We start from the raw sequence: 20,061 nt of genomic DNA, 5'->3' as shown, positions 1-20,061 counted from the left end.
GGTGCTTGTCGAGCGCCCGCGCTCCCGGTACTGTTCTGCGCCCTTCCGGAGGATCCGCGCCCGTCAGACCAGCGGAGCCGACCCGTCGGCCGTGAAGACGACCTTCCCGATCGTGCGGTCGGTGCCCGCCGCGCGCCGGGTCAGCACGTCGATGATCTCCTCGAGCGGATGCACGGCGCCGGGCTCCGCGCGCAGCTCGCCGGAGGCGGCGAGCGAGAGCGCCCGCCCGATCCGCTCGGCGGTCGCCACGACGATCAGGTTCCGCACGCTCGGCCGGTCGCGGCGGAGCGCTCCGACGGCCTGGGCGCCGAGCGCCGGTCCGTTCGGCACGAGGGTGACGACGCGCCCGCCCGGAGCGAGCAGGATCGCCGCGTCGTGGACGGCGAGGTGCCCCGACACGTCGACGACGACGTCGAAGCGGCCCGAGAGCACGCCGAGATCGAGGGCCCGGTAGTCGTGCGGTTCGGCACCCAGCCCGCGCAGCACGTCGGCGGAGGCGGCGGAGCCCGTCGCCGCGACCTCGCAGCCCGCGCGGACGAGCAGCTGCACGGCCAGCTGGCCGATCGCGCCGGAGCCGCCGCCCACCAGCACCTTCTGCCCCGCGCGCACGCGCAGGGCGTCGACGAGCCCGACGGCCGTTCCTCCGGACATGGCGAGGGTGACGCCCTGCACGAGGTCGAGCGAGGCGGGCAGGGGCACCAGGGAGCCGCCGCGCACCAGGGACGCATCGGCGAAGGCATCGCCGTGGCGGGTCATCCCGACCACGCGATCGCCGATCGAGACGCTGCTCGGGCCGGGACCGACGGCCTCGACGGTCCCGGCGATGTCGAGCCCGAAGCCCAGCGGCCGCGGCCGCCCGACGGCCATCACGCGGGCCGAGCCCGAGAGGATCTTCTCGTCGGTGGCGTTGATGCTCGCCGCGCGGGTGCGCACGAGCACCTCGCCTCGCCGGGGCATCGGCACCGGGGCGTCCCGCCACGAGAGCACGTCCGGTCCGCCGAACCGTTCGTATCCGAGTCGTCGCATCGTGCTCCCGTCGTCCGTGCGGCGCCCGCCGCGTCGTTCGAGCCTAGGTCGTGTCGATCACGACCTCGCGTGCTCGCGACGGCGATCCCGTGTCCGACACGCCCCGGGCGCTGGGGAGGGAGCGGTTCCCGGTGATCCGCAAGGCCTCCGGCCGCCGGGGGCCCCGGTGCTACCGTGGCGCCCATGAGCGCAGACACGAGCCCCGAGTTCTCCGGCTGGACCGGCGAGGGACAGAGCGGCGCCGACCCCTCGGGTCCGGTGACCGACGCGGATCGACCCGACGACGTCCGCCCGGCGGACGCCGAGGTCGAGGAGAGCACGAGCGCCGAGGAGAGCCGCGACCCGGACCACGGCTACGACTCGATGGCCGAGAGCGGCACCGAGAACGCCGCCGAGGACGAGGTCTCCGATTCCGAGGACGAGGAGGGGCTGCTGCCCCCCGGCAGCACCGCGGAGGGCAGCGGGACCTCGCTCGGCGCCGTGCCCGCCGAGGCCGCCCGCGAGGCCGAGCCCCTGGGCGAGCACGACGGCGAGGGCACTCCCGGCCAGCTCGCCGACGAGCGCTGGCGCACCAACGGAGTGAATCCGCTGGGCTGACGACACGCGGAGGGGGTTGACCTCTCACCCCCGCAGGAGCGACACCCAGCTTCTCCCCCGGTTGCTCGGAGGTCGCGTCCCGGCTGGCCCCGTAGCGTGCCGGGAGCGCAGGGACCTCCTGCGCGGACGGGGAGTCCCATGTCGTTGTTCCTGAACCGCACCCGCGAGGTCCGCTGGACCCCGGACGAGCGGCGGGCGCTGGCGGAGGCCGTCGCCGAGGACCGCGCGGAGGTGTGGCGCGGGATCGGCGAGCTCGACCGCACGGTCGTCGTCTCGACCGAGGACCCGGGGACGCGAGGCGGCGCCCGCTGGCCGACCGACCACCGCGCCTTCCTCCGGGTCGAGCGGGGTTCCTCCGTGGTGCTCGCCACCGACGGGTTGAGCGACCCGTTCGACCGGCTGAGCCGCCCCGGCACCGGGCTGGGCCTGGAGCTCTGCCTCGAGAGCTCGGCGCTGCGCGGTGTGCCGGCCGCCGATCTGTGGAACCACTGGCAGTTCCGCCTGCTCTACGAAGCCGCCCGCCGCGCGGCACTGCAGGGCGTCTGCTGCCGGACCGGCGTCGACGTCGCCCGGCTCGACGGCGCCGCCGCCCCGCCGGCCTGGGCCGACGCCGACGGCGCGGTCGGAGTGCTGCTGGGGCTGCGCAGCCCGCGGCTGCCCGATCGCATGGAGCTCGCCACGGGCGACGTCGAACTGGTCACCCTGACGCCGCTGTGGCCGGAGGAGTACGCCTCGGCGAGCGCGGACGACCAGGCCTGCGCCGAGGTCGCCGCACGCCTGGCGGGTCTGCCGCACGACGAGCTGGTGCACACGGCGCGACCGCGCGTGGTGTGAGTCGCGTGGTCTGAGTCGCGTGGTCTGAGCCGCGTGCTCTGTGCCGCGGTCGTCGGAGCCGCGTCGCGCGAGCGAGGGAGGGCCCTCAGCCCTCCTGCGGCTCCGGCACCACGAGCATCTCGCCCGTGTTGTTCGCGCTCGAGACGAACTGCTCGATCCAGGCGCGGTTCAGCGCGGGCCTCTTGCTGCCGAAGAAGCGGAAGTGCAGCGGAGTGGCCGGATGGATCCAGACCGAGCTGCGCCCGTAGCCGCTCGACTCCGGCTCGGCCCACGAGAGGCTGAACGACTCGTTGCGGCGCATCTTGGTGAACATCGCCACCTTGAGGTGCGCGAGCATCCGGTCCTCGAAGTCGATCTCGAGCGATTGCGGTCCGTAGATCAGTCGTCCCATGGTCTCCACCTTGCCTTCGTGCGGCGCCCGGTGCGTTCACGGGGGCCGGGGCTCGGCCACGGGAGCCCCGGAGAGAGCCTACCCACCGTTCAGTGGAGGCGTGACCGCGGAGGATCCGGACACGCGGGGGACGTGGAAACGCCCCGCCGACCGGATCCGAGGATCACGGCCGACGGGGCGCTGCGAGTTCTGAGGAACCGGCGAACCGGACTCCGGAGAAGTCAGGAGTCGGTGATTACTCGCCGACGCCGCGGATGTTCGCGGCCTGCGGGCCCTTGCGGCCCTGCTCGACGTCGTACTCGACGTGCTGGTTCTCGACGAGCTCGCGGTAGCCCTGCTTCGCGATGGCGGAGAAGTGCGCGAACACGTCGGCGCCTCCGTCGTCGGGAGCGATGAAGCCGAAGCCCTTTTCGGAGTTGAACCACTTAACGGTGCCAGTAGGCATTTCTTTTCCTTATGTGTTAATGACGCCTGCCGGAGCGGGCGTCGTCAGATTCCGCACGAGCGTGCGGTACCCGAACGGTTCCTCCTCCGCGCGGATGAAACACGCGTCGATCGGGAACAGCTCGGGTCGTCTTGGGGGCGGAGGGGACCTCCGCGGGGGAGAACGTCCCGCGTTCCGACGGAGTCGGAGGGGCGGGGGTCGAACGAGGAACGTCGCGGCTTCCGCGGCGTCCTGTGAAGGGCGGTACCCGCCGGCGAGGCGGGCGTTCGAACCGCTGGATCGAGGTCGATGCCGTCGATCGGTGCTTCCCGGACCAGATCGATCTGGAGGGGGAGCGCGGTCTCTATCAGGGGCTGAGTCTCTTCGTCGTCTCCAGCGAGTGCGTGCTGGTGGTGGTGACTTCTCAGCCGTGGAATTCGGGCGATCGCCCAGGAGATGTCCTCAGCCTACGGGATCGGAGGCGCCGGGCGCGACCGCCGCGGCCGAAACGTGACGGGAGGAGACGTTCCACGGCGCGGAACCCGACAACTGAGGCCGATACGGAGCGCCTCCTGTATGCGACGATGCAGTCCACGGGGCCGCCGTCGGCGGCCCCGAGTCCCATTCCACCGCCCCCGTCCCGCGCGGCCCCCGCGCGATCGGGAGCCTGCAGAGCGGCGAGGCCCGACGGCGATGCTCCCCTCGACGGACCCGGGCGCGCCCGCGTCCCCGGAGCGCGCGGCCCTGCGCCGCGAGCAGTCCGAGGTGGGTCTGCGCTGCGCCCGCCGGGCCCAGGGCGTCTTCACCGGCGCCTCCGCCGTGCACCTGCTCGTGCTCGAGCCGGCCCAGGCCCTCCGCGCCGTGCCGATCCTCCTCGTGCTGGTCCTCGCCGCCGGAGTGGTCCTCCTGCCCCGTCGGGCGCGCTCCACGAGCAGCGCCCGCCTCGTGGCCCTCTCCTGCGCCCTGAGCCTCACCGCCCTCGTGATGTTCGTGCTCTCCGACCTCGACCTCCGCGCGCCGACCGTGCTCGGCTGCATCACGATGCTGGCGTCCATGGCCCTGCCGACCCCGATGCTCGCGCTCGGCGCCTCCCGCCGGCTCCCCGTGTTCGCCCTCGCCGGGCTCGTGCCGGTGCTCGCGCTCAGCACGGCCGCGACTTGGGAGTCCGGCCGCGCCTTCTTCGTCGCCCTCGCCGTCGTCGTGAGCTGGACCGGCTGCTGGGCCATCGCGCGCTGGATCGCCGCGAGCGTCGAGCGCGCCGACATCGGCACCCGGCGACTCCGCACCGCCCACGACGCGGAGCGGCGATCGAGCGAGGACGAGGCCCGCCGCCGCTACGACGCCCGGCTGATGCACGACACGATCCTGGCGACCCTCACCCTCGTCGCGCACCGGGGCGAGGGCGTCCCGGCGCAGACCCTGCGCGAGCGGGCCGCGGCCGACCTCGACCTCCTGCAGCGCCTCGAGCGCTCGGAGGAGCCGCCGCAGGACGCGCCGGGCGACCTGCCCTGCACTCTGCTGCCCGAGCGGTTCGCCGCGGTCGACCGCCGGTACCGCGCCCTCGGCCTCGAGATCTCGTGGCACGCAGGCGACGGCGGCGTCCCCGCGCACGCCCTCGAGCCGCTCGCGCGGGCGACGGGCGAGTGCCTCGAGAACGTGCGGAGGCACTCCGGGGTCCGCGCGGTCGACGTCACGATCGAGCAGGACGAGCGCGAGGTCCGCGTCGCCGTCTCGGACGCCGGGGCCGGCTTCGACCCGCGCGCGGTCCCGGCGGGTCGGCTGGGCCTCGCGGAGTCGGTGCGCGGGCGCCTCGAGGCGGTCGGCGGGTACGCCCGCGTGTTCTCCGCCCCGGGCGCCGGCACCACGGTCCTGATGCGGGTGCCGCGATGAGCGGGCCGGAGCGCCCCGGCGGCACGCTCCTCGCCCTCGTCCGCGCGGCCGAGACGGGGCCGGGATCACTGCGCGCGGTGCGCACGCAGATCCAGCGCACCCACCAGCTGACCGCGAGCTACCTGGGCCTGGGCTTCCTCACGGTCGCCGGCCTCGTGATGGTGCGCGGCGTCTTCTCCTACTCCTGGTCGTGGAACGCCGGTTCGGCGGGCGTGCTGACCGGAGCGGCGTGGCTCGCCGTGATCGCGGCGTTCGTCGCGGGGGCGGTCAGTGCCCTGCTCCGCCGCGGCGAGCTGGGGCTGCGCACCTTCACGGCGGTGATGATCGTCGACGCGGCCGCCTTCGCGCTCGAGATCGCCGACTCGGCGCGGCCGGGCTCCTCCGGGGTCTACTACCCGTCGATCTGCGTGGGGATCGGGGCGACGCTGCTCGGGCTGATGGCCTTCCATCCGCTGTCGCGGACCTACGGGGCGCTGGGGCTGCTGCTCGGGCTGAGCGTCGCGACCCTCGCCGTGCAGAGCGTCACGGCTCCCGGAGGCACCGGGATCGGCACGACCATCACGCTGCTGGCGGTCGCACCCACGGTGTTCTGCGCGATGATCCTCTCGACCGTCGACGAGCACGTGCACCGCAAGCTCGACCGCACCCTCACCGACAGCATGATCGACGCGCCGGGCACCGGGCCGGGCAGCCTCGCGGCGTCCGAGCTGGCGAGCATCGACGGCCGGGTGGAGGAGCTCCTCGCCCGGATCAGCGGGGCGGCGCCCGGAGACCTCGACGAGCGGACGGGCGAGCAGGGCCGGCTGCTGGGCGACGAGCTGCGCAGCGCCCTCGCCCGCAGCCACGACCGCACGTGGCTCCGCATCGCCCTGGACGAGTCCGCGCACCTCTCGGGCGCGGTCGTGCTCGACGACCCGGACCGGCTCGCCGCGTCGCTCCTGCCGCCGGACCGGGCGCGACTGCTGTCCGTCCTGTGGCTCCTGACCGAGCCGAGCGCGCCGTCGCGCCCGCGCGTCGAGGCGGTGTTCCGCACGGTGCGGAGCGCAGGGGACCCGCCGCGACCGACGATCCTCTCGATCGGAGTGACCGCGCTCGGCACGCGTCCGCGCGAGCTGGACTCCGCGGTCTGGGGCATCCTCGGCGAGCTGGGCGCCTACCGCGTGCACCAGGACACCGTCGGCACCGCCGTCCACCTCGAGCACTCGCTCGAGCAGAACCCCCGCGACAGGAGCAGGACCCCGTGAGCACTCCCGCGAGCCGCCCCGAGGACGCCTCGCCGATCACCCTGGCGATCCTCGACGACCACCCGATCCTGCTCCGCGCGCTGTCGGAGTGGATCCGCCGGTCCCAGGCGCAGATCGACGTGGTCGCGACCGCGGCCAGCTGGACGGCGCTGCTGGGTCACCCCGCGTTCCCGAGCGATGTCGTGCTCCTCGACATCGATCTCGGCGACGATCTCGACCTTGCGATGAAGATCCGCACGCTGCGGGCGGCCGGAGCGGCGGTGGTCATCATCAGCACGCACGCCGGGGCCGAGACCATCGGCCGGGCGCTGCAGGCGGGCGCTCGCGGCTACGTCGTCAAGAGCGAGCCGACGGAGGTGATCATCGAGGCGATCCGGACGGCCGCGGCCGGCGGCGTGTTCGTCACCGACCGCACCAGGGCCCTGCTCGAGGGCGATGGGATCGGCACCCTGACCCCGCGCGAGCGCCAGGTCATCGGCCTGTTCGTCGAGGGGGTGTCGCTGAAGCAGGTCGCGACCCAGCTGCGCATCACCCAGGACGCGGCGCGCAGCTGCCTCCGCAGCGCCCGCGCGAAGTACCGCGAGGCGGGTGTCGACGCCGGCACGCGGATCGCCCTGCGGCGTCAGGCGCTGCGGGACGGCATCATCGGCCGGCCCTGACGCGGAGTCTCAGACCGTCTCGCGCCGCTTCTGCCGCGCCGGCTCGGCCGGGCGGTCGTGGCCGTTCCAGACCGAGATCACGCCCCAGACGACCGCGGCGATCGGCACCGCCAGAACGGCGCCCACGATGCCCGCGAGCACGGTTCCGATGGTCAGGGCGACCAGCACGATCAGCGGGTGCAGCTTGAGGGAGCGGGCCATCAGCACCGGCTGGAGGAAGTTGCCCTCGAGCTGGTTGACGGCGATGACGACGAGGATCACGATCAGCGCCGGGATCGGACCGTTGGCCACGAGCGCGACCAGGGCGGCGAGGATGCCGGCGGCCGTCGCTCCGACGATCGGGATGAAGGCGGTGAGGAACACGATCACCGCGAGCGGGATCGCCAGCGGGACGCCGATGATCGCCAGCGCGATCCCGATGCCGACGGCGTCGACGGCCGCGACGGTCGCCGTGCCGCGCACGTAGTCGCCGAGCACGTCGACCACCTTGGTGCCGACGCGCTTGGCGCGGTCGTAGCTCTCGCCGACGAACGGGCGCAGGAGGAACTCCCAGATCTTCGGACCGTCCTTCATGAAGAAGAAGAGCACGACGATCATGAGCACGAGGCCGGTGACGAAGTTGGCGGCGGCCGCGGCTCCCGCGAGGGCGCCGGAGCCGAAGCTGCTCGAGGTGAGGAAGTCGACGACCGTCGTGCGGGCGTCCTCGATCTGCTGCTCGTCGATCTCGAACGGCAGGTGCTGCACGTAGTCCTGGAGCGACGCGATGCCGTCGGAGGCGCGGTTCACGAGGTCGTCCCACTGGTTGCGCACGGCGACCGTGATGAGCCAGCCCACCGCGCCGAGGACCGCGAGCAGCCCCAGGAGCGAGAGCCACGTCGCGAGGATCGACGGCACGCCCTTGCGCCGCAGCCACGCCAGCAGCGGATGGATGGCCGACGCCAGGATGATCGCGATCATCACCGGGATCAGCACCAGGGTGAGCTGCGTCATCGCGAAGACCAGGATCGACGCGAGCGCGAGGATCACGATCACCTGGAGGCACCGCAGGGCGAACCGGCCCAGCCCGTCGGACCACACCGTCCGGCGCGGCACCGGCACGGGAGCCGGCTCGGGTGCGGACGCGGCTGCGGGAGAGGGTGCGGTGTGCGCGGTGGCGGGGCGCGCGGTGGCGCGCCGGTCGAAGATGCCCATGGGGGAAAGGTACGGGAAGGGGGCTTCCGTCCGCGGTGGCTTGACGGCGGGCGCGCGGCACCGCGCCACCTCCTCGGGCTCGCGGACCGAGTGCACTCAGAACTGCTGATTCCGTCGTAAATCTCGCCGGAAGGGCGGGAAAGTTACCAGAAACGCGACGATTCGGGGGCAGGACCGCGCCTTTCCCTTGCCGCCGCGACGGATCGCGCACTAGGGTCGCCATGTCCATGCAGGTGCATGGGGTGCGGCACCCGAAGCCGCGCTGCAGATCCGCACCTGCTGAGCAGCCTCCCGCGGGCGGGAACCCGAATCCCCGCCCGCGCCGGAGCGCACCGCCTCACCGCGAGAACCCGAACCTCTCGCGTGCCGCGGCCGGGAACCCGAAACTCCCGGCCGCGGATCGGCGATCACTCACCCCCGAGACACCCTCTTCCCTGGAGATCCCGCATGCCCAGCACCCCCGTGAGGGGTGACTCCGGCGCGCCGTCGCGCGCTCCGGAGCACTCCGGCGCGCCCGCGCACTCGACCCGCCGCTCCCTCGTCCGCGCCGCCGTCTGGAGCGCTCCCGTCGTCGCCGTCGCCCTCGCGACGCCGGCGGCGGCCGCCTCGGAGGTGCCGCCCGCGCCGCTCCCGGATCAGCGCACCTCCGATGCGACCCTCTCGTTCGACACCTTCGTCAGCTGGTCCGCGCAGTGGGTCGGGAGCACTCCGACCGCCACCGTCACGCAGGTGCAGATCCAGAACCAGTACTGGCACGCCTCCTCGGTCGGAGCGCCCGTCCCGGTCCTCTCGGTTCGGGTCTGCTATCCGGCCGCGGCGCACGCCGGAGCCGCTCCCACCGCCGTCTCGGGATCGGGCTGGCGCTTCGTCGCCGCGGTCCCGCTGGCCGACGGGTCGGTCGACTACGTCTTCACCTGGTCCGGCCCCGCCCTCGAGCCCGGCCGCTCCACTCCGCAGCTCGAGTACGTCGTCCCGGTCGTCGCCTCGGGACTCGTCGGGGAGGCGTCGGCTCCGAACGCCGACCCGGTCCGCCGATAGGAACGACGGAGACCGCCCGCCCCCGGAGGGACGGGCGGCCTCCGGGGCGCCTACGCGGGGACCCGCACGGTGAGCCCGCCGGGCTCGATCCAGGTGCGGAACGCCGAGGTCGACCCGAACGGATCACCGTCGAGCTCGATCTCCTGCGCCTTCTCCAGGCGCACGACCAGCTCGCGGCCCTTCACGTAGCGCAGGGCCGAGACCTCCTTGGTGAGCCCCATGAGCTTCTGGCCCACGACTCCGCTGCGCCGCAGCACGCCGTTCTCCCACACCACCTTGAAGATGATCTGGGCCCAGCCGAAGAACCCCTCGGGCCGCAGCAGCACGATGTCGAACTCGCCGTCGTCGACGGCCGCATCCGGCAGCAGCAGGATGTTCGCCGGCAGTGCGCCGCAGTTGCCCACGATGATCGTGTGCGCGCGCACCTTGCGGACCTTCGAGCCGTCGAGGCGGTAGCGGAACTCGAGCTGGTTCTTGTCCAGCAGGGCCTTCCGCAGCGCATCCACGTAGGCGAGCCAGCCGGCCCGCTTCTTCAGGTCGTCGTCGGTGTTCGCGAGCATCTTCGCGTCGATGCCGAGCCCGGCCATCACCACGTAGGCGCGGCGGTCGCGGCCGTGGTCGGTCTCGATGTCGATCATCCCGATGTCGATCGCGCGGTCGGCGCCCGAGAAGGCGACCGTGAGCGCGTTGTCGATGTCGTCGAGGGTGAGGTTCAGGTTCCGGGCGAGCAGGTTGCCGGTGCCGGAGGGCAGGAGCCCGAGCGCGATGCCGGAGCCGTGCAGCGCCTCGGCGACGACGCGGACCGTTCCGTCGCCGCCGGCCGCGATCACCATGTCGACGCCGGCCTCGATCGCCTCGCGGGTCTGCCCGGCTCCGGGATCCTCCACGGAGGTCTCGAGCCACAGCGTCTCGGCCCAGCCGGCGGCCTCCTCGGCGCGCGACACCGCGGCCTTCACCGAGTCGAGGTCGACCTTGACCGGGTTGTAGACGAGTGCGGCGCGGCGGGGCTCAGACATCGGAGCCGCTCTCGTCGTCCTCGACGCGTCCGGGACGCACGGCGGCGTCCTCGCGGATGTCGATGCGCGTGTCGCCCGCCTCGGTCGTCGACACGTCGATGCGCGGCGCCGCGTCCGCCTCGGTGGCCTGCGGGGCACTGGTCAGCTGGTCTCGGCGATCGTCCGCCGTCTGGTCGCTCATCCCCGGAAGCTAGCAGGACGTCAGCTGCACGCGCGCGGGCTTGCGCAGGGGCGTCACCGTCCCTGCGACCGGGCCGCTTGCAGCCCCCAGAGCACCAGCGGGACCTGCAGCGGCAGGCGCAGGAGCGTGATCGCGCGCGTCCGCGGCCGCCGCGCGTCGCGGGCCATCTGCACGTTGCCGGGGAACACGGCGGCCATCAGGGCGGCGGAGGCGATCCCACCGATCGCGCGCGTCGGCGGCCAGGCGGTGGCCGCGGCGCACGCCAGCTCCGCCACTCCGGAGACGAGGACCCACCCGCGCGCCGAGCCCGGCATCCCGCGGGGGACCACGGCGTCGAAGGTCCGCGGATGCACGAGGTGCACGACTCCCGAGACCGCCATCGCTCCCACCAGGATCCGCGGGCCCGCGCCGAGCGGCACCGGGCGGCTCATCGGCCCTGCGCCCCGCGCTCGAGCGGAGCGACGTGGTCGAGGATCCGCCGCCACTCGCGCACCAGGGCCAGTCGTCCCGTCCCGGCGACGCTCGCGGTGCGCGCATCGGCGAGACGACCGCGGTACCAGCGGCCGTCCTCCGTGCCGGCGACCGGGTCGTCCTCGCCGGTCACGACGAGCACCGAGGCGGTCACCGCGTCGAGCTCGTCGGCCCAGCTCCCGTCGCGCAGGGCCGCGAGGTCGGTCGCGGCGCCCAGTGGGCCCTGCCGCCAGCCCTCGCCGAGCATCCGCTCGAGCCGGTTGCGCAGTCCGCGGGTGCCCGCGAGAACGGGGTCCTCGGGATCGATGCCGAGCGCGTCGAGCCCGGGAGGACCCTCCGGCAGCGTGCCCGCGAGGGTCCCCGCGTCCTCGCCGGGCAGCACCTCGCGGCGCTCCCACGCTCCGGTCCGCTGGACGAGCACGCCGGCCTGCGGAGGAGCGGGCGTGCCGACGAGCGCGATGCGGTCGACGAGATCGGGGTGGCGGGCGGCGAGCGAGAGAGCGAAGGCGCCTCCGGACCCCCAGCCGACCACGCCGACGCTGCCGAACTCGGCGCCGTCGATGACCCGTGCGGTCCGCTCGGAGCGGCGCAGGTACTCGGCGAGGTCGTCGGCCCGGTCCTGCACGCGGGCGTGCCGCGGATCGACGGGGTCGGAGGCGCCGTACCCCGGTCGGTCGAGGATGAGCAGGTGCAGGCCCCAGGGCCCGGTCACCAGCGGATCGGGGTCGAAGCCGCCCGCTCCGGGCGTGGGATGGCAGAAGACGACGAGCCGATCGGCGACGGGATCGCCCGCCGCCGAGACTCCGATGCCCCGGCCCGACCGCAGCTCGAAACGGTGGTTCGCCATGTGACCTCCCCAGAACCCGCCGTCTCTCAGCGGTGACCCCAGTCAACCGGAGGACGGGGTCGGATCTCAGGCCCTTGACCGCGGACCGGGTGCCTCCTGCTGCGCCCGGGCGTATCGTGACGCCATGGCTGATCAACGACCGATCGGATACTGGCTGACCCTCGTGGAGCGCCTCGTCGACGAGCGCTTCTCGGTCACCCTCGAGGAGCACGGAGTGACCCGGCGGCAGTGGCAGCTGCTGCAGCAGCTGCAGCGCGGGCCCTCGCCGCTCGCCGAGCTCGACCGGGCCCTCGCCCCGTTCCTCCGAGCGCCCACCGCGGCGGACCCGGCCGGGGAGTCGGCGGCGGAGCAGCTCGCGGAGCTCCTCGAGAGCGGCTGGGTCGAGGCGCGGTCCGAGCTCTACGCGCTCACGGAGCGCGGCGAGGTGGCGACCGCGCGGCTCGAGGAGGTCGTCGCCTCCCAGCGCGCGAGCGCGACCGCGGGCGTCGCGGAGGAGGAGTACGAGATCACGGTGCGCACGCTGCGCACGGTCGCCGGCAACCTCGGCTGGAGCGAACCGGCCTGACGTCCGCTCCTGTCACCTCCTCGGAGGCCGCCGCTACCCCCTGCCGGAGCGAGCGCTCCAGGAGCAGAGTGGGATCGGCCGGCAGAGCGCCGGGCGAAGGGAGAGCAGCATGAGCAGCGACCGCACCACCGGTGACGACACCGAGAAGACCGAGGACCTCCCCGACGGAACCGGCACCGACACCTCCGAGGGCGGCGGCGACACCGACACCGTCTCGGGCGGCGAGCCGGACGACGAGTAGTCGTATCGATCCCTCAACGGGAAGAGGGGCGGAGCCGGATCACCGGCCCGCCCCTCTCGTCGTCTCCGCGAGGGTCCGCGTCAGACCAGCGGGCCGTCGCTCTCGCTCGTGCGGCGGGTGACCTGCTCGCCGCTGGCCGGGTCGACCGCCGAGCGCGTCGTCGAGACCGCCTGGCGGCGGCGGGTCATCAGGACCAGCCCGAGGACGAGCCCCACTGCACCGGCGGCCATCAGGATGTAGCCGATCAGCGCCAGATCGATCCCCGACACCTGCACGTCGACGGCGAACGCGAGTACCGCTCCGACGACGAGGAGGAAGATCCCTGCTCCGATGCTCATGAGTGCTCCTTCTGCGTGCCGCCGGTCGGCGCGGGGGCGCACGAGGGCACCGGCGTGCGATCGCCCCACGGTAGACCCCGGCGGGTCCCGTCCGGAGGGCCTTCCGGTGTCGAGCCCGGAGGTGTAGGACTCAGGAGATCCTCAGCATCACCCGGGTCCGGTCCCCGCGGCTGACGAGGCGCTCGATCACCATGAAGATCCGGTACTCGAGGCGGTACTTCCCGAGGAACACGCGCCCGAGCCGCTCGACGGTGTCCTCGTCGGACACGATGCGCGCCGTGCCCTCGACGACGGTCGCTCCCTCCTGCACGCGGCCGCGGCGGTCGCAGGGCACGAGCGTCACGCGGGGGTCGTTGCGCAGGCGCTTGACCTTCCCGCTCTTCCGGGGCGTGGTCACGATCAGGTCGTCGCCGTCGCGGGCGATCCAGACCGGGGTCGACACCCCGACCCCGGTCCTGCGGAAGGTGGTGAACGAGACGAACGAGGCACCGGCGAGGTCCGCGAGTGCGGGGGAGAGGGTCATCCTCGAAGAGTAGGGGCGCGCGGGGCCGTCTCCGCAAGCCTGCGGCGCCTCCGGGGCGGTCCAGGGGGAGCGCCGTAGGGTGGAGGCATGACCGACCCGACGCCCCTGATCGGTCCGACCGAGGCGCCCGAGCTGCACGTGATGAGCTACAACATCCGTCGCCGCATGCCCCGCCTCACCTCGCGCGCCGTCGACCTGTGGGACCGGAGGCAGCCCCTGATCCGCCGCCTGCTCGAGGCCGAGCGCCCGTCGATCCTCGCGGTGCAGGAGGCGATGCCCGACCAGGCGGAGTTCGTGCAGGAGGTGCTCGGCTCCTCCTTCGAGGGGATGGGCTTCGGCCGCGATCCCGATCGCAGCGGCGAGCGCGTGATGCTCTTCGTCGACCGCAGCCGCTTCGCGGTGCGCCACTGGTCGCAGATCGCCCTGTCCGAGACTCCGGACGTCGCGGGCTCGCGCAGCTGGGGCAACCGGATCCCGCGCACGGCCGTGATCGCCGAGCTCGTCGACCACGCGGTCAACCGCGAGCTGACCGTGATCGCCACCCACTTCGACCACCTCTCGCGCAGCAGCCGGCTCCGCTCGGCGCAGCTGCTGGCCGAGCGGGTCACCGAGCTCGGCCTGCCCGCGATCGTCATGGGCGACGCGAACACCGACGTCGGATCCGATCCCTACCGCGCTCTGCTCGACGGCGGGGGCCTCGCGGACTCGTGGGCCGTCGCGCAGCGCACCCTCACGCCCGCGTGGGGCACCTACTCCAACTACCGCGCGCCGCGCTCCGGCCGCAGGATCGACTGGCTGACCGTCACCGCCGGGGCCTTCGACGTGGTCTCGGCCGGGATCAACGCGGTCCGCTACGACGGAGCGGCCCCGTCCGACCACGAGCCGGTCCAGGCCGTGCTGCGGTTCACGGCGCCGTGAGCGCCGCCGTCCTCGTCGAGACGTTCCTCGAGCCGCCCCGCACCCGGGGCGAGTGGTTCGCCGACATCGTCCGGGCGCTCGGAGTCGCCAGCATCGTCGTCGCCGGCATCGGCTGGGGCTTCGTCGACGTCGCCGTGTTCGCGCTCTCGTCGATCGGCCTCGTCCTGACGCGGTTCCTCGGCGTCCGCCCCGCACTCGACGCGGCGTTCGGAGTCTCGCTGCTGGTCGCCTCCTGGAGCAGCGTTCTCGAGCTCTACCAGGCCTGGGCGGCCTGGGACCTGGTCGTGCACTTCACCCTGAACGGACTCGCGGCAGCGGTCGCCTACGTCGTCGCCGCGCACGCCGGAGTCGTACCGACGGTCGCCGGGGAGCGCGGACCGCTCGCCCCCGCGATCGTGCTCTGTGCGTGCTTCGGCACCACCGCCGGCGTGCTGTGGGAGTGGGGCGAGTGGGCCGGCCACACGTTCATCGACGGCGCGATCTTCGTCGCCTACGAGGACACCCTCGCCGACCTGGCGGCGGGCGCCCTCGGCTCGATCCTGGCCGGCGCTCTCATGCGCTTCTGGTCGGCGAAGAGCCGGGTGCGGAGCCCCGAGCACGCGTCGGTCTGACGGGTCCCGCTCACACCACCGCGTGCAGCGCACTCCGCTCACACCACCGCGCGCAGCGCGTCCAACACCGCCGTCCGGGCCGGGCTGCCGCGGCTCGAGCGGCGCCAGGCGGCCGAGACGACCCGCGTCGACACCGGATCGACCGCGGGCACCGCGACGACCCGCTCCGGCAGCGGCTCGCGGCCCAGCCGGGGCACGAGCGCCACGGCCGCGCCCGCCTCGACGAGCGCGATGTGCGTGCTGAAGTCCTCGTCGTAGTAGGCGATGTCGGGCTGGCGCCCGGTGCCGGCGAAGGTGCGCAGGAGCCAGGCGTGGCAGATCGCCCCAGCCGGGATGCTCACCCAGGTCTCGTCGGCGAGCCGGCTCGGCGCGAGCGTCGGGCTCAACGCGAGGGGGTGGTCGCGGTGGATCAGGATGTCGGCGCGGTCCTCGAGCAGCGTCGCAGTCTCGATCGTCGACGGCAGATCGAGCGAGAGGCCGGGCCAGTCGTGCAGCACCGCCAGATCGGCCGCTCCGCGCTCGAGCCGCTGCGCCGCCTCCCACGGGTCCAGCTCGTCGAGCGTGATCCGGAGGCGGGGCGCACGCTCGCGCAGCACGGCCAGCGCCGGCACGAGCAGCCCGCGCATCGCCGTCGAGAACGCGGCGACCCGCAGGGTGCCGGTGATCTCCTCCGCCGGCGCCGCCCCGAGGTGCTCGAGCGCCTCAAGCTCGGCCAGGAGGCGCTCGCCGCGCTCGGCGAGCGTGCGCCCGTGCTCGGTGAGGAACACCGAGCGGCCCGCGCGCTGCGCCACCGGCCCGCCGGACTGGCGCTCGAGCCGCTTGAGCTGCTGCGAGACGGCGGACGGAGTGAAGCCCAGCGCCTCGGCGGCCGCGGCGACGGTCCCGCAGTCGCGCACGGCGATCAGGGCGCGGAGAGCCGAGGGCTCGATCATGAACGAACGCTACCGGGTCGGCGGTAGCGACCTGCGCTGGTGCTGTCGGTTCGCGTCGGACAGTCTCGAGGCATGTCCCGTCGCCACAGCCTCCTCGCCCTCGTCGTCGTCCTGCTGTGGGGGCTGAACTTCGTCGTGATCGACGTCGGCCTCGCCGACGTGCCGCCCCTGCTGTTCCTGGCGATGCGCTTCGCGGTGGTGGCGGTGCCGGCCGTCTTCTTCGTGCCCCGCCCCGAGGCTCCGCTGCGCACCGTCCTCGTCATCGGCGCCTTCATGAGCCTGGGGCAGTTCGCTCTTCTCTACCTGGCGCTCGCCCTCGGCATGCCCGCGGGTCTCGCCTCGCTCGTGGTCCAGGCGCAGATCGTGCTGACGGTGCTGATCGCCGCCGTCGTCCTGCGCGAGCGGCCCACGCCGCGCCAGCTCGCAGGTCTGGGGGTCGGGGTGGCGGGCCTGGTGATCGTCGGCATCGCCCACGGCACGACCGCGCCGTGGCTGCCGTTCGTCGTCTGCCTCGGCGGAGCGCTGTCGTGGGCGATCGGCAACGTGCTCACCCGCCGCGCGAAGGGCGCCTCCGGACTCTCGCTCGTCGTGTGGTCGGCGCTCGTCGTCCCGGTGCCGGCCCTGCTGCTCTCGCTCCTCGTCGACGGCGGCCCCGCCGTCGCGAGCGCGCTGTCGGGCCTCACTCCGGCGGCGGTGCTCAGCACCCTCTACACGGCGGTGTTCGCGTCTCTCGTCGGCTACGGCATCTGGAACTCGCTGCTCGCCCGCTACCCGGCGGCGTCGGTCGTGCCGTTCACTCTGCTGGTGCCGGTGGTCGGCGTCCTGTCGGCCTGGGCGCTGCTGGGCGAGGCGCCCTCGGCCGGCGAGCTGATCGGAGGAGCGGTGATGGTCGCGGGGCTCGCCGTCGCGACGATCCGCCGGGTGCGCCCCGACCCCCTGCTGGCCGCTGTCGGTCCTCGGGCGTAGCGTTCCTCCCATGTGCGGCCGCTTCGCGATGGACTCCGAGACCGATGAGCTGATCCGCGAGTTCGTCGCGGCGGGCGGGAGGGCCGCCGACTGGGCGCCCGACTTCAGCGTCGCCCCCACCGACTCCGCGCCGATCGTGCGCGAGCGCCTCCACGACGGAGCGGTCGAACGCGAGGTCGAACTGGCCTCGTGGGGCTTCACGCCCTCGTGGGCGAAGGGCAAGGGGCCGTCTCCGATCAACGCCCGGCTCGAGACGGTCGCCTCGAACGGCCTGTTCCGCGGGGCCTTCGCGAAGCAGCGGGCGATCGTCCCGATGCGCGGCTACTACGAGTGGCAGACGCTCGCCGACGGCAAGCAGCCGTGGTTCCTGCACGGCGAGGAGCCGATCCTCGCGGCCGCCGGTCTCTACACGGCGAAGAAGGACGGCGAGGCCTGGCTGGTCTCGTTCACGATCATCACCCGTGAGGCGCGCGACGCCTCGGGCGAGGTGCACGACAGGATGCCCGTCTTCCTCACCGACGAGGTCCGCGACGTGTGGCTGTCGCCCGAGCCCCTCGACTCCGCGGAGGAGATGCTCGCGACGCTCGACGGCGCCTCGGCCGCGATGGCCTCGACGATCACGGCGTACCCGGTCGACCGGCGCGTCAACAACTCCCGCACGGTCGATCGGCGCGACCCGTCGGTCCTGGAGCCTGTGGAGCTCTAGTCCCGACGGGGTCGTGCCATCAGGCGACTACGCCGTTCCTGCGTGTCCCGGGAACGGCTTGCCGTTCAGGTGCACCTCGCCCGGCGGCACCTCGACGTCTCCGACGTCGTCCGGTCCGCCCGTGCCGGGCACCGTCTTGACCTCGGCGTCGCCCGAGACCTCGGTCGCGCTCGCATCCGGGGCGCTGTCCTGCTTCGCCGCGGTCTCGCGCTCGCTGCCGGGCGACTCCGTCATGTCCTTCTCGATCGTCTCGCTCTCGCTCGACGTGGGCGCCGCAGCGCCGTCGGGCTTCCCGATGGTCGAGCCCTGGTCCTCGAGAGTCGATCCCTGATCCGCGTGGTCCGTCATGTCTGTTCCCTCCGTTGGAATGCCCCCACGCTACGTGCGCCCCGGAGGTGGGACACCCGCTTGACAGCGCCTCTCGGCCCCTACGGAGGGGTCGCCCGACGTACTACCCTGGAGCGACGGTCGCACCGGGGGGCGCGGCACACGCCGCAGCACCCACCGCGCGAGGAGGAACCCCGTGGCATCGCACCGGACGGGCGAGACCCGAGTCATCGGCTCGACGGTCGGCGACCGCTACACGATCGAGGAGCTCATCGGCCGGGGTGGCATGGCCACCGTCTACCGGGCCCGCGACGAGATCCTCGGCCGGTCGGTGGCGCTGAAGATGTTCGCGGCCGGCATCGACGACGCGCAGGACCTGCAGCGCAAGTCCTCCGAGATCCGGCTGCTCGCGGCCCTCAACCACCCCGCCCTGGTCACGCTGTACGACGCGCACGACGGCGGCGACGACACCGGCGGCCAGGCGTACATGGTGATGGAGCTCGCCGAGGGGCCGAGCCTGTCGGAGCGACTCGCCTCGGGGCCCGTCGCCCCCAACGACGTCGCGTCGATGGCCGCCGATCTCGGCGAGGCCCTGCACACGGTGCACGCGGCCGGAGTCGTCCACCGCGACGTGAAGCCGTCGAACGTCCTGCTCGTGCCGAGTCCGCTGACCAGCCGCGAGTTCCGGCCCAAGCTCGCCGACTTCGGCATCGCCTACCTCATCGACGCGACCCGCATCACCTCGCCCGGCACGCTGATCGGCACGGCCGCGTACCTCAGCCCCGAGCAGGCTCACGGCGATCCGCTGACCGCCGCGAGCGACATCTACTCCCTCGGCCTGGTGCTGCTCGAGTCGCTGACCGGCAAGCGCCCGTTCACGGGCTCGGCGATCGAGGTGACCCTCGCGCGGCTGCTGCGCGACCCCGAGGTGTCGGCGTCGCTGGGCAGCGGCTGGTCCGCGCTCCTGGGCTCGATGACGCAGCGCGAGCCGGAGGAGCGCCCGTCGGCGCTCGAGGTCGCCGAGTCCGCCCGCAAGCTGATCGACCCGCGCCGCGACGGACCGCCGACGGCGATCGTCGTGCCCGATGTGCCCCTCACGGCCGCCCGGACGCAGCTGCTCGACGCGACCGCCGAGGCGACGGCGGTGTACCCCGTCCCCGAGCACGGCACCGCGGCGACCACCCTCCTGCCGGCCGAGACCGCGGCGGCTCCCGTGGCTCCGACCGCCCCCGCCACTGCGACGACCGCTCTCCGGCGCGAGCCCGAGCGCCGCCGCGGGCCCAACCCGTGGCTGCTCGTGCTGGTGCTCGCGCTCGTCGCGATCGCGGTGGGACTCGCCGTCGTCCTGCTCGGCGGCGACCAGCAGACGCCGCTGCCCGCCGTCGACGGCGAGCTCGGCGAGCACCTGCAGCGCCTGCGCGAGAGCATCCGCTCGTGATCACGCGCCGCACCTGGCCGGCCGCCGTCGTGACCGCGGTCCTCCTGCTCTCGGGCTGCTCCGCCGCCGACCCGTCGATCGACGACGCCACCGCGCAGACCCTCGACGACGCGGTCGTCGCGGTCGCGGAGCGCGCCTCCGCCGACGACTTCGCCGGCGCCCTCACCGAGCTCGAGGCCCTGCAGGCCGCCCTCGCCGCGGCCCTGACGTCCGGCTCCGTGACCCAGGAGCGGGCCGCGTCGATCCAGGCCGAGGTGGACGTGGTGCGCGGCGACCTCGAGGCGGCGACCGCGGCCGGCGAGGCTCCGGAGCCCGCTCCCGTCGAGACCGAGGAGGCTCCGGATCCCGAGGAGCCCGTCGAGGAGACCCCCGTCGAGGAGGAGCCGGTCGAGGAGGTCCCGGTCGAGGAGGCCCCGGTCGAGGAGACTCCGGCTCCCGTCGAGACCGAGGAGGAGGCGCCCTCTCCGAGTCCCGAGGAGACGGCACCCGTCGAGGAGGAGGCTCCGGAGCCCGAGGAGTCGGAGCCGGCCGAGGAGGCTCCCGCGAACGGGAACAACGGCAACGGGAACAGCGGCACCGGCAACAGCGGCAACGGGAACAGCGGCACCGGGAACGACGGGAACAACGGCAACGGGAACGGCGGCAACGGCAACGGTTCCGGGAACGGCTGAGCCGCTCCCGCGTCCG

The 20,061-nt window shown here is 73.6% G+C and carries 26 protein-coding genes; 14 read left to right on the top strand and 12 right to left on the bottom strand.

Translation table 11 applies throughout. From position 1 onward, the window contains the following. Positions 1-63 precede the first annotated feature (63 nt). Positions 64-1,026 carry a quinone oxidoreductase family protein gene (locus tag LRG51_RS08580; RefSeq protein WP_230672184.1) on the bottom strand — a complete coding sequence of 321 codons (963 nt, stop codon included), beginning with the start codon at positions 1,024-1,026 and terminating at the stop codon, positions 64-66. A 183-nt stretch (positions 1,027-1,209) separates the two neighbouring features. On the opposite strand from LRG51_RS08580, the gene LRG51_RS08575 reads away from it, so the two are divergent. Both LRG51_RS08575 and LRG51_RS08570 read left to right on the top strand, forming a co-directional pair. Continuing rightward, complete coding sequence (locus LRG51_RS08575) at positions 1,210-1,623, top strand: hypothetical protein (RefSeq protein ID WP_230672182.1); 414 nt, start codon at positions 1,210-1,212, stop codon at positions 1,621-1,623. 138 nt (positions 1,624-1,761) lie between these two features. Continuing rightward, on the top strand, positions 1,762-2,457 hold the full coding sequence (locus LRG51_RS08570; protein ID WP_230672180.1) for a hypothetical protein: 696 nt from the start codon (positions 1,762-1,764) through the stop codon (positions 2,455-2,457). An 85-nt stretch (positions 2,458-2,542) separates the two neighbouring features. Here LRG51_RS08570 and LRG51_RS08565 read toward each other — a convergent pair whose 3' ends face one another. Then, complete coding sequence (locus LRG51_RS08565) at positions 2,543-2,848, bottom strand: DUF7882 family protein (RefSeq protein WP_055788845.1); 306 nt, start codon at positions 2,846-2,848, stop codon at positions 2,543-2,545. A 235-nt stretch (positions 2,849-3,083) separates the two neighbouring features. Continuing rightward, a complete protein-coding gene (locus LRG51_RS08560; RefSeq protein ID WP_055786246.1) occupies positions 3,084-3,293 on the bottom strand; it encodes a cold-shock protein in 210 nt (69 codons plus the stop codon). 672 nt (positions 3,294-3,965) lie between these two features. Between LRG51_RS08560 and LRG51_RS08555 the strand changes: the two genes are divergently transcribed. Genes LRG51_RS08555 through LRG51_RS08545 form a run of 3 tightly spaced genes read left to right on the top strand, consistent with a single transcriptional unit; the run spans position 3,966 to position 7,065 of the window. Beyond that, positions 3,966-5,162, top strand: coding sequence for a sensor histidine kinase (locus LRG51_RS08555; protein ID WP_230672178.1), 1,197 nt, complete (start codon positions 3,966-3,968; stop codon positions 5,160-5,162). Then, the gene (locus LRG51_RS08550) at positions 5,159-6,406 is read left to right on the top strand and encodes a hypothetical protein (protein ID WP_230672176.1); all 1,248 of its coding nucleotides are present in this window, start codon (positions 5,159-5,161) and stop codon (positions 6,404-6,406) included. The genes LRG51_RS08555 and LRG51_RS08550 overlap by 4 nt, the downstream gene beginning before the upstream one ends. After that, positions 6,403-7,065: a response regulator transcription factor gene (locus LRG51_RS08545; RefSeq protein WP_230672174.1), complete on the top strand. Its 663-nt coding sequence runs from the start codon at positions 6,403-6,405 to the stop codon at positions 7,063-7,065. The genes LRG51_RS08550 and LRG51_RS08545 overlap by 4 nt, the downstream gene beginning before the upstream one ends. Positions 7,066-7,074: 9 nt before the next feature. Here the strand turns inward: LRG51_RS08545 and LRG51_RS08540 are convergent, their stop codons facing one another. After that, the gene (locus LRG51_RS08540) at positions 7,075-8,256 is read right to left on the bottom strand and encodes an AI-2E family transporter (RefSeq protein ID WP_230672172.1); all 1,182 of its coding nucleotides are present in this window, start codon (positions 8,254-8,256) and stop codon (positions 7,075-7,077) included. Positions 8,257-8,703: 447 nt separating this feature from the next. Between LRG51_RS08540 and LRG51_RS08535 the strand changes: the two genes are divergently transcribed. Beyond that, a complete protein-coding gene (locus tag LRG51_RS08535) occupies positions 8,704-9,294 on the top strand; it encodes a hypothetical protein (RefSeq protein WP_230672170.1) in 591 nt (196 codons plus the stop codon). 50 nt (positions 9,295-9,344) lie between these two features. Here LRG51_RS08535 and LRG51_RS08530 read toward each other — a convergent pair whose 3' ends face one another. Genes LRG51_RS08530 through LRG51_RS08515 form a run of 4 tightly spaced genes read right to left on the bottom strand, consistent with a single transcriptional unit; the run spans position 9,345 to position 11,809 of the window. Further along, positions 9,345-10,310, bottom strand: a complete 966-nt coding sequence (locus LRG51_RS08530) for a diacylglycerol/lipid kinase family protein (protein ID WP_055786265.1) — start codon at positions 10,308-10,310, stop codon at positions 9,345-9,347. Next, on the bottom strand, positions 10,303-10,491 hold the full coding sequence (locus tag LRG51_RS08525) for a hypothetical protein (protein WP_055786268.1): 189 nt from the start codon (positions 10,489-10,491) through the stop codon (positions 10,303-10,305). The genes LRG51_RS08530 and LRG51_RS08525 overlap by 8 nt, the downstream gene beginning before the upstream one ends. A gap of 53 nt (positions 10,492-10,544) precedes the next feature. After that, a complete protein-coding gene (locus tag LRG51_RS08520; protein WP_200930957.1) occupies positions 10,545-10,922 on the bottom strand; it encodes a DoxX family protein in 378 nt (125 codons plus the stop codon). Further along, positions 10,919-11,809 (bottom strand): alpha/beta fold hydrolase, encoded by an 891-nt coding sequence (locus tag LRG51_RS08515; protein ID WP_055786270.1) that lies wholly within the window; start codon positions 11,807-11,809, stop codon positions 10,919-10,921. Before LRG51_RS08515 ends, LRG51_RS08520 begins: the two co-directional genes overlap by 4 nt. A gap of 124 nt (positions 11,810-11,933) precedes the next feature. Between LRG51_RS08515 and LRG51_RS08510 the strand changes: the two genes are divergently transcribed. Next, positions 11,934-12,374 carry a MarR family transcriptional regulator gene (locus LRG51_RS08510; protein ID WP_230672168.1) on the top strand — a complete coding sequence of 147 codons (441 nt, stop codon included), beginning with the start codon at positions 11,934-11,936 and terminating at the stop codon, positions 12,372-12,374. Positions 12,375-12,483: 109 nt separating this feature from the next. Then, positions 12,484-12,615, top strand: coding sequence for a hypothetical protein (locus tag LRG51_RS19510; protein ID WP_268788495.1), 132 nt, complete (start codon positions 12,484-12,486; stop codon positions 12,613-12,615). Between the two features lie 80 nt (positions 12,616-12,695). Here LRG51_RS19510 and LRG51_RS08505 read toward each other — a convergent pair whose 3' ends face one another. Both LRG51_RS08505 and LRG51_RS08500 read right to left on the bottom strand, forming a co-directional pair. After that, positions 12,696-12,953 carry a DUF6458 family protein gene (locus LRG51_RS08505; RefSeq protein WP_055786276.1) on the bottom strand — a complete coding sequence of 86 codons (258 nt, stop codon included), beginning with the start codon at positions 12,951-12,953 and terminating at the stop codon, positions 12,696-12,698. Positions 12,954-13,083: 130 nt separating this feature from the next. Further along, the gene (locus LRG51_RS08500) at positions 13,084-13,476 is read right to left on the bottom strand and encodes a PPOX class F420-dependent oxidoreductase (protein ID WP_230672166.1); all 393 of its coding nucleotides are present in this window, start codon (positions 13,474-13,476) and stop codon (positions 13,084-13,086) included. A gap of 87 nt (positions 13,477-13,563) precedes the next feature. Between LRG51_RS08500 and LRG51_RS08495 the strand changes: the two genes are divergently transcribed. Beyond that, on the top strand, positions 13,564-14,394 hold the full coding sequence (locus tag LRG51_RS08495) for an endonuclease/exonuclease/phosphatase family protein (RefSeq protein WP_230672164.1): 831 nt from the start codon (positions 13,564-13,566) through the stop codon (positions 14,392-14,394). Then, entirely contained in the window at positions 14,391-15,005 is a 615-nt protein-coding gene (locus LRG51_RS08490) for a hypothetical protein (protein WP_230672162.1), read from the top strand. Before LRG51_RS08495 ends, LRG51_RS08490 begins: the two co-directional genes overlap by 4 nt. Before the next feature lie 38 nt (positions 15,006-15,043). Here the strand turns inward: LRG51_RS08490 and LRG51_RS08485 are convergent, their stop codons facing one another. After that, positions 15,044-15,937, bottom strand: a complete 894-nt coding sequence (locus tag LRG51_RS08485) for a LysR family transcriptional regulator (protein ID WP_230672160.1) — start codon at positions 15,935-15,937, stop codon at positions 15,044-15,046. Positions 15,938-16,009: 72 nt separating this feature from the next. Between LRG51_RS08485 and LRG51_RS08480 the strand changes: the two genes are divergently transcribed. Together LRG51_RS08480 and LRG51_RS08475 are read left to right on the top strand one after the other, a co-directional pair. Then, positions 16,010-16,903, top strand: coding sequence for an EamA family transporter (locus LRG51_RS08480; protein WP_230672158.1), 894 nt, complete (start codon positions 16,010-16,012; stop codon positions 16,901-16,903). A gap of 10 nt (positions 16,904-16,913) precedes the next feature. Then, positions 16,914-17,609: an SOS response-associated peptidase gene (locus LRG51_RS08475; protein ID WP_230672156.1), complete on the top strand. Its 696-nt coding sequence runs from the start codon at positions 16,914-16,916 to the stop codon at positions 17,607-17,609. 27 nt (positions 17,610-17,636) lie between these two features. Here the strand turns inward: LRG51_RS08475 and LRG51_RS08470 are convergent, their stop codons facing one another. Beyond that, on the bottom strand, positions 17,637-17,957 hold the full coding sequence (locus tag LRG51_RS08470; RefSeq protein WP_055786294.1) for a hypothetical protein: 321 nt from the start codon (positions 17,955-17,957) through the stop codon (positions 17,637-17,639). Between the two features lie 175 nt (positions 17,958-18,132). On the opposite strand from LRG51_RS08470, the gene LRG51_RS08465 reads away from it, so the two are divergent. Together LRG51_RS08465 and LRG51_RS08460 are read left to right on the top strand one after the other, a co-directional pair. After that, complete coding sequence (locus LRG51_RS08465) at positions 18,133-19,374, top strand: serine/threonine-protein kinase (protein ID WP_055786297.1); 1,242 nt, start codon at positions 18,133-18,135, stop codon at positions 19,372-19,374. After that, positions 19,371-20,045, top strand: coding sequence for a hypothetical protein (locus tag LRG51_RS08460; protein WP_230672154.1), 675 nt, complete (start codon positions 19,371-19,373; stop codon positions 20,043-20,045). The genes LRG51_RS08465 and LRG51_RS08460 overlap by 4 nt, the downstream gene beginning before the upstream one ends. The last annotated feature ends 16 nt before the right edge of the window (positions 20,046-20,061 follow it).

Source organism: Rathayibacter sp. Leaf248 (assembly GCF_920939495.1).
Lineage (GTDB): Bacteria > Actinomycetota > Actinomycetes > Actinomycetales > Microbacteriaceae > Rathayibacter > Rathayibacter caricis.
This window is presented reverse-complemented; position numbering and strand designations above follow the sequence as displayed.

What these genes read in the sequence shown, in the direction of transcription:
- LRG51_RS08580 (WP_230672184.1), bottom strand. Translation starts at nt 1,026, where the DNA reads ATGCGACGACTCGGATACGAACGGTTCGGCGGACCGGACGTGCTCTCG.
- LRG51_RS08575 (WP_230672182.1), top strand. Translation starts at nt 1,210, where the DNA reads ATGAGCGCAGACACGAGCCCCGAGTTCTCCGGCTGGACCGGCGAGGGA.
- LRG51_RS08570 (WP_230672180.1), top strand. Translation starts at nt 1,762, where the DNA reads ATGTCGTTGTTCCTGAACCGCACCCGCGAGGTCCGCTGGACCCCGGAC.
- LRG51_RS08565 (WP_055788845.1), bottom strand. Translation starts at nt 2,848, where the DNA reads ATGGGACGACTGATCTACGGACCGCAATCGCTCGAGATCGACTTCGAG.
- LRG51_RS08560 (WP_055786246.1), bottom strand. Translation starts at nt 3,293, where the DNA reads ATGCCTACTGGCACCGTTAAGTGGTTCAACTCCGAAAAGGGCTTCGGC.
- LRG51_RS08555 (WP_230672178.1), top strand. Translation starts at nt 3,966, where the DNA reads ATGCTCCCCTCGACGGACCCGGGCGCGCCCGCGTCCCCGGAGCGCGCG.
- LRG51_RS08550 (WP_230672176.1), top strand. Translation starts at nt 5,159, where the DNA reads ATGAGCGGGCCGGAGCGCCCCGGCGGCACGCTCCTCGCCCTCGTCCGC.
- LRG51_RS08540 (WP_230672172.1), bottom strand. Translation starts at nt 8,256, where the DNA reads ATGGGCATCTTCGACCGGCGCGCCACCGCGCGCCCCGCCACCGCGCAC.
- LRG51_RS08535 (WP_230672170.1), top strand. Translation starts at nt 8,704, where the DNA reads ATGCCCAGCACCCCCGTGAGGGGTGACTCCGGCGCGCCGTCGCGCGCT.
- LRG51_RS08530 (WP_055786265.1), bottom strand. Translation starts at nt 10,310, where the DNA reads ATGTCTGAGCCCCGCCGCGCCGCACTCGTCTACAACCCGGTCAAGGTC.
- LRG51_RS08525 (WP_055786268.1), bottom strand. Translation starts at nt 10,491, where the DNA reads ATGAGCGACCAGACGGCGGACGATCGCCGAGACCAGCTGACCAGTGCC.
- LRG51_RS08520 (WP_200930957.1), bottom strand. Translation starts at nt 10,922, where the DNA reads ATGAGCCGCCCGGTGCCGCTCGGCGCGGGCCCGCGGATCCTGGTGGGA.
- LRG51_RS08515 (WP_055786270.1), bottom strand. Translation starts at nt 11,809, where the DNA reads ATGGCGAACCACCGTTTCGAGCTGCGGTCGGGCCGGGGCATCGGAGTC.
- LRG51_RS08510 (WP_230672168.1), top strand. Translation starts at nt 11,934, where the DNA reads ATGGCTGATCAACGACCGATCGGATACTGGCTGACCCTCGTGGAGCGC.
- LRG51_RS19510 (WP_268788495.1), top strand. Translation starts at nt 12,484, where the DNA reads ATGAGCAGCGACCGCACCACCGGTGACGACACCGAGAAGACCGAGGAC.
- LRG51_RS08505 (WP_055786276.1), bottom strand. Translation starts at nt 12,953, where the DNA reads ATGAGCATCGGAGCAGGGATCTTCCTCCTCGTCGTCGGAGCGGTACTC.
- LRG51_RS08500 (WP_230672166.1), bottom strand. Translation starts at nt 13,476, where the DNA reads ATGACCCTCTCCCCCGCACTCGCGGACCTCGCCGGTGCCTCGTTCGTC.
- LRG51_RS08495 (WP_230672164.1), top strand. Translation starts at nt 13,564, where the DNA reads ATGACCGACCCGACGCCCCTGATCGGTCCGACCGAGGCGCCCGAGCTG.
- LRG51_RS08485 (WP_230672160.1), bottom strand. Translation starts at nt 15,937, where the DNA reads ATGATCGAGCCCTCGGCTCTCCGCGCCCTGATCGCCGTGCGCGACTGC.
- LRG51_RS08480 (WP_230672158.1), top strand. Translation starts at nt 16,010, where the DNA reads ATGTCCCGTCGCCACAGCCTCCTCGCCCTCGTCGTCGTCCTGCTGTGG.
- LRG51_RS08475 (WP_230672156.1), top strand. Translation starts at nt 16,914, where the DNA reads ATGTGCGGCCGCTTCGCGATGGACTCCGAGACCGATGAGCTGATCCGC.
- LRG51_RS08470 (WP_055786294.1), bottom strand. Translation starts at nt 17,957, where the DNA reads ATGACGGACCACGCGGATCAGGGATCGACTCTCGAGGACCAGGGCTCG.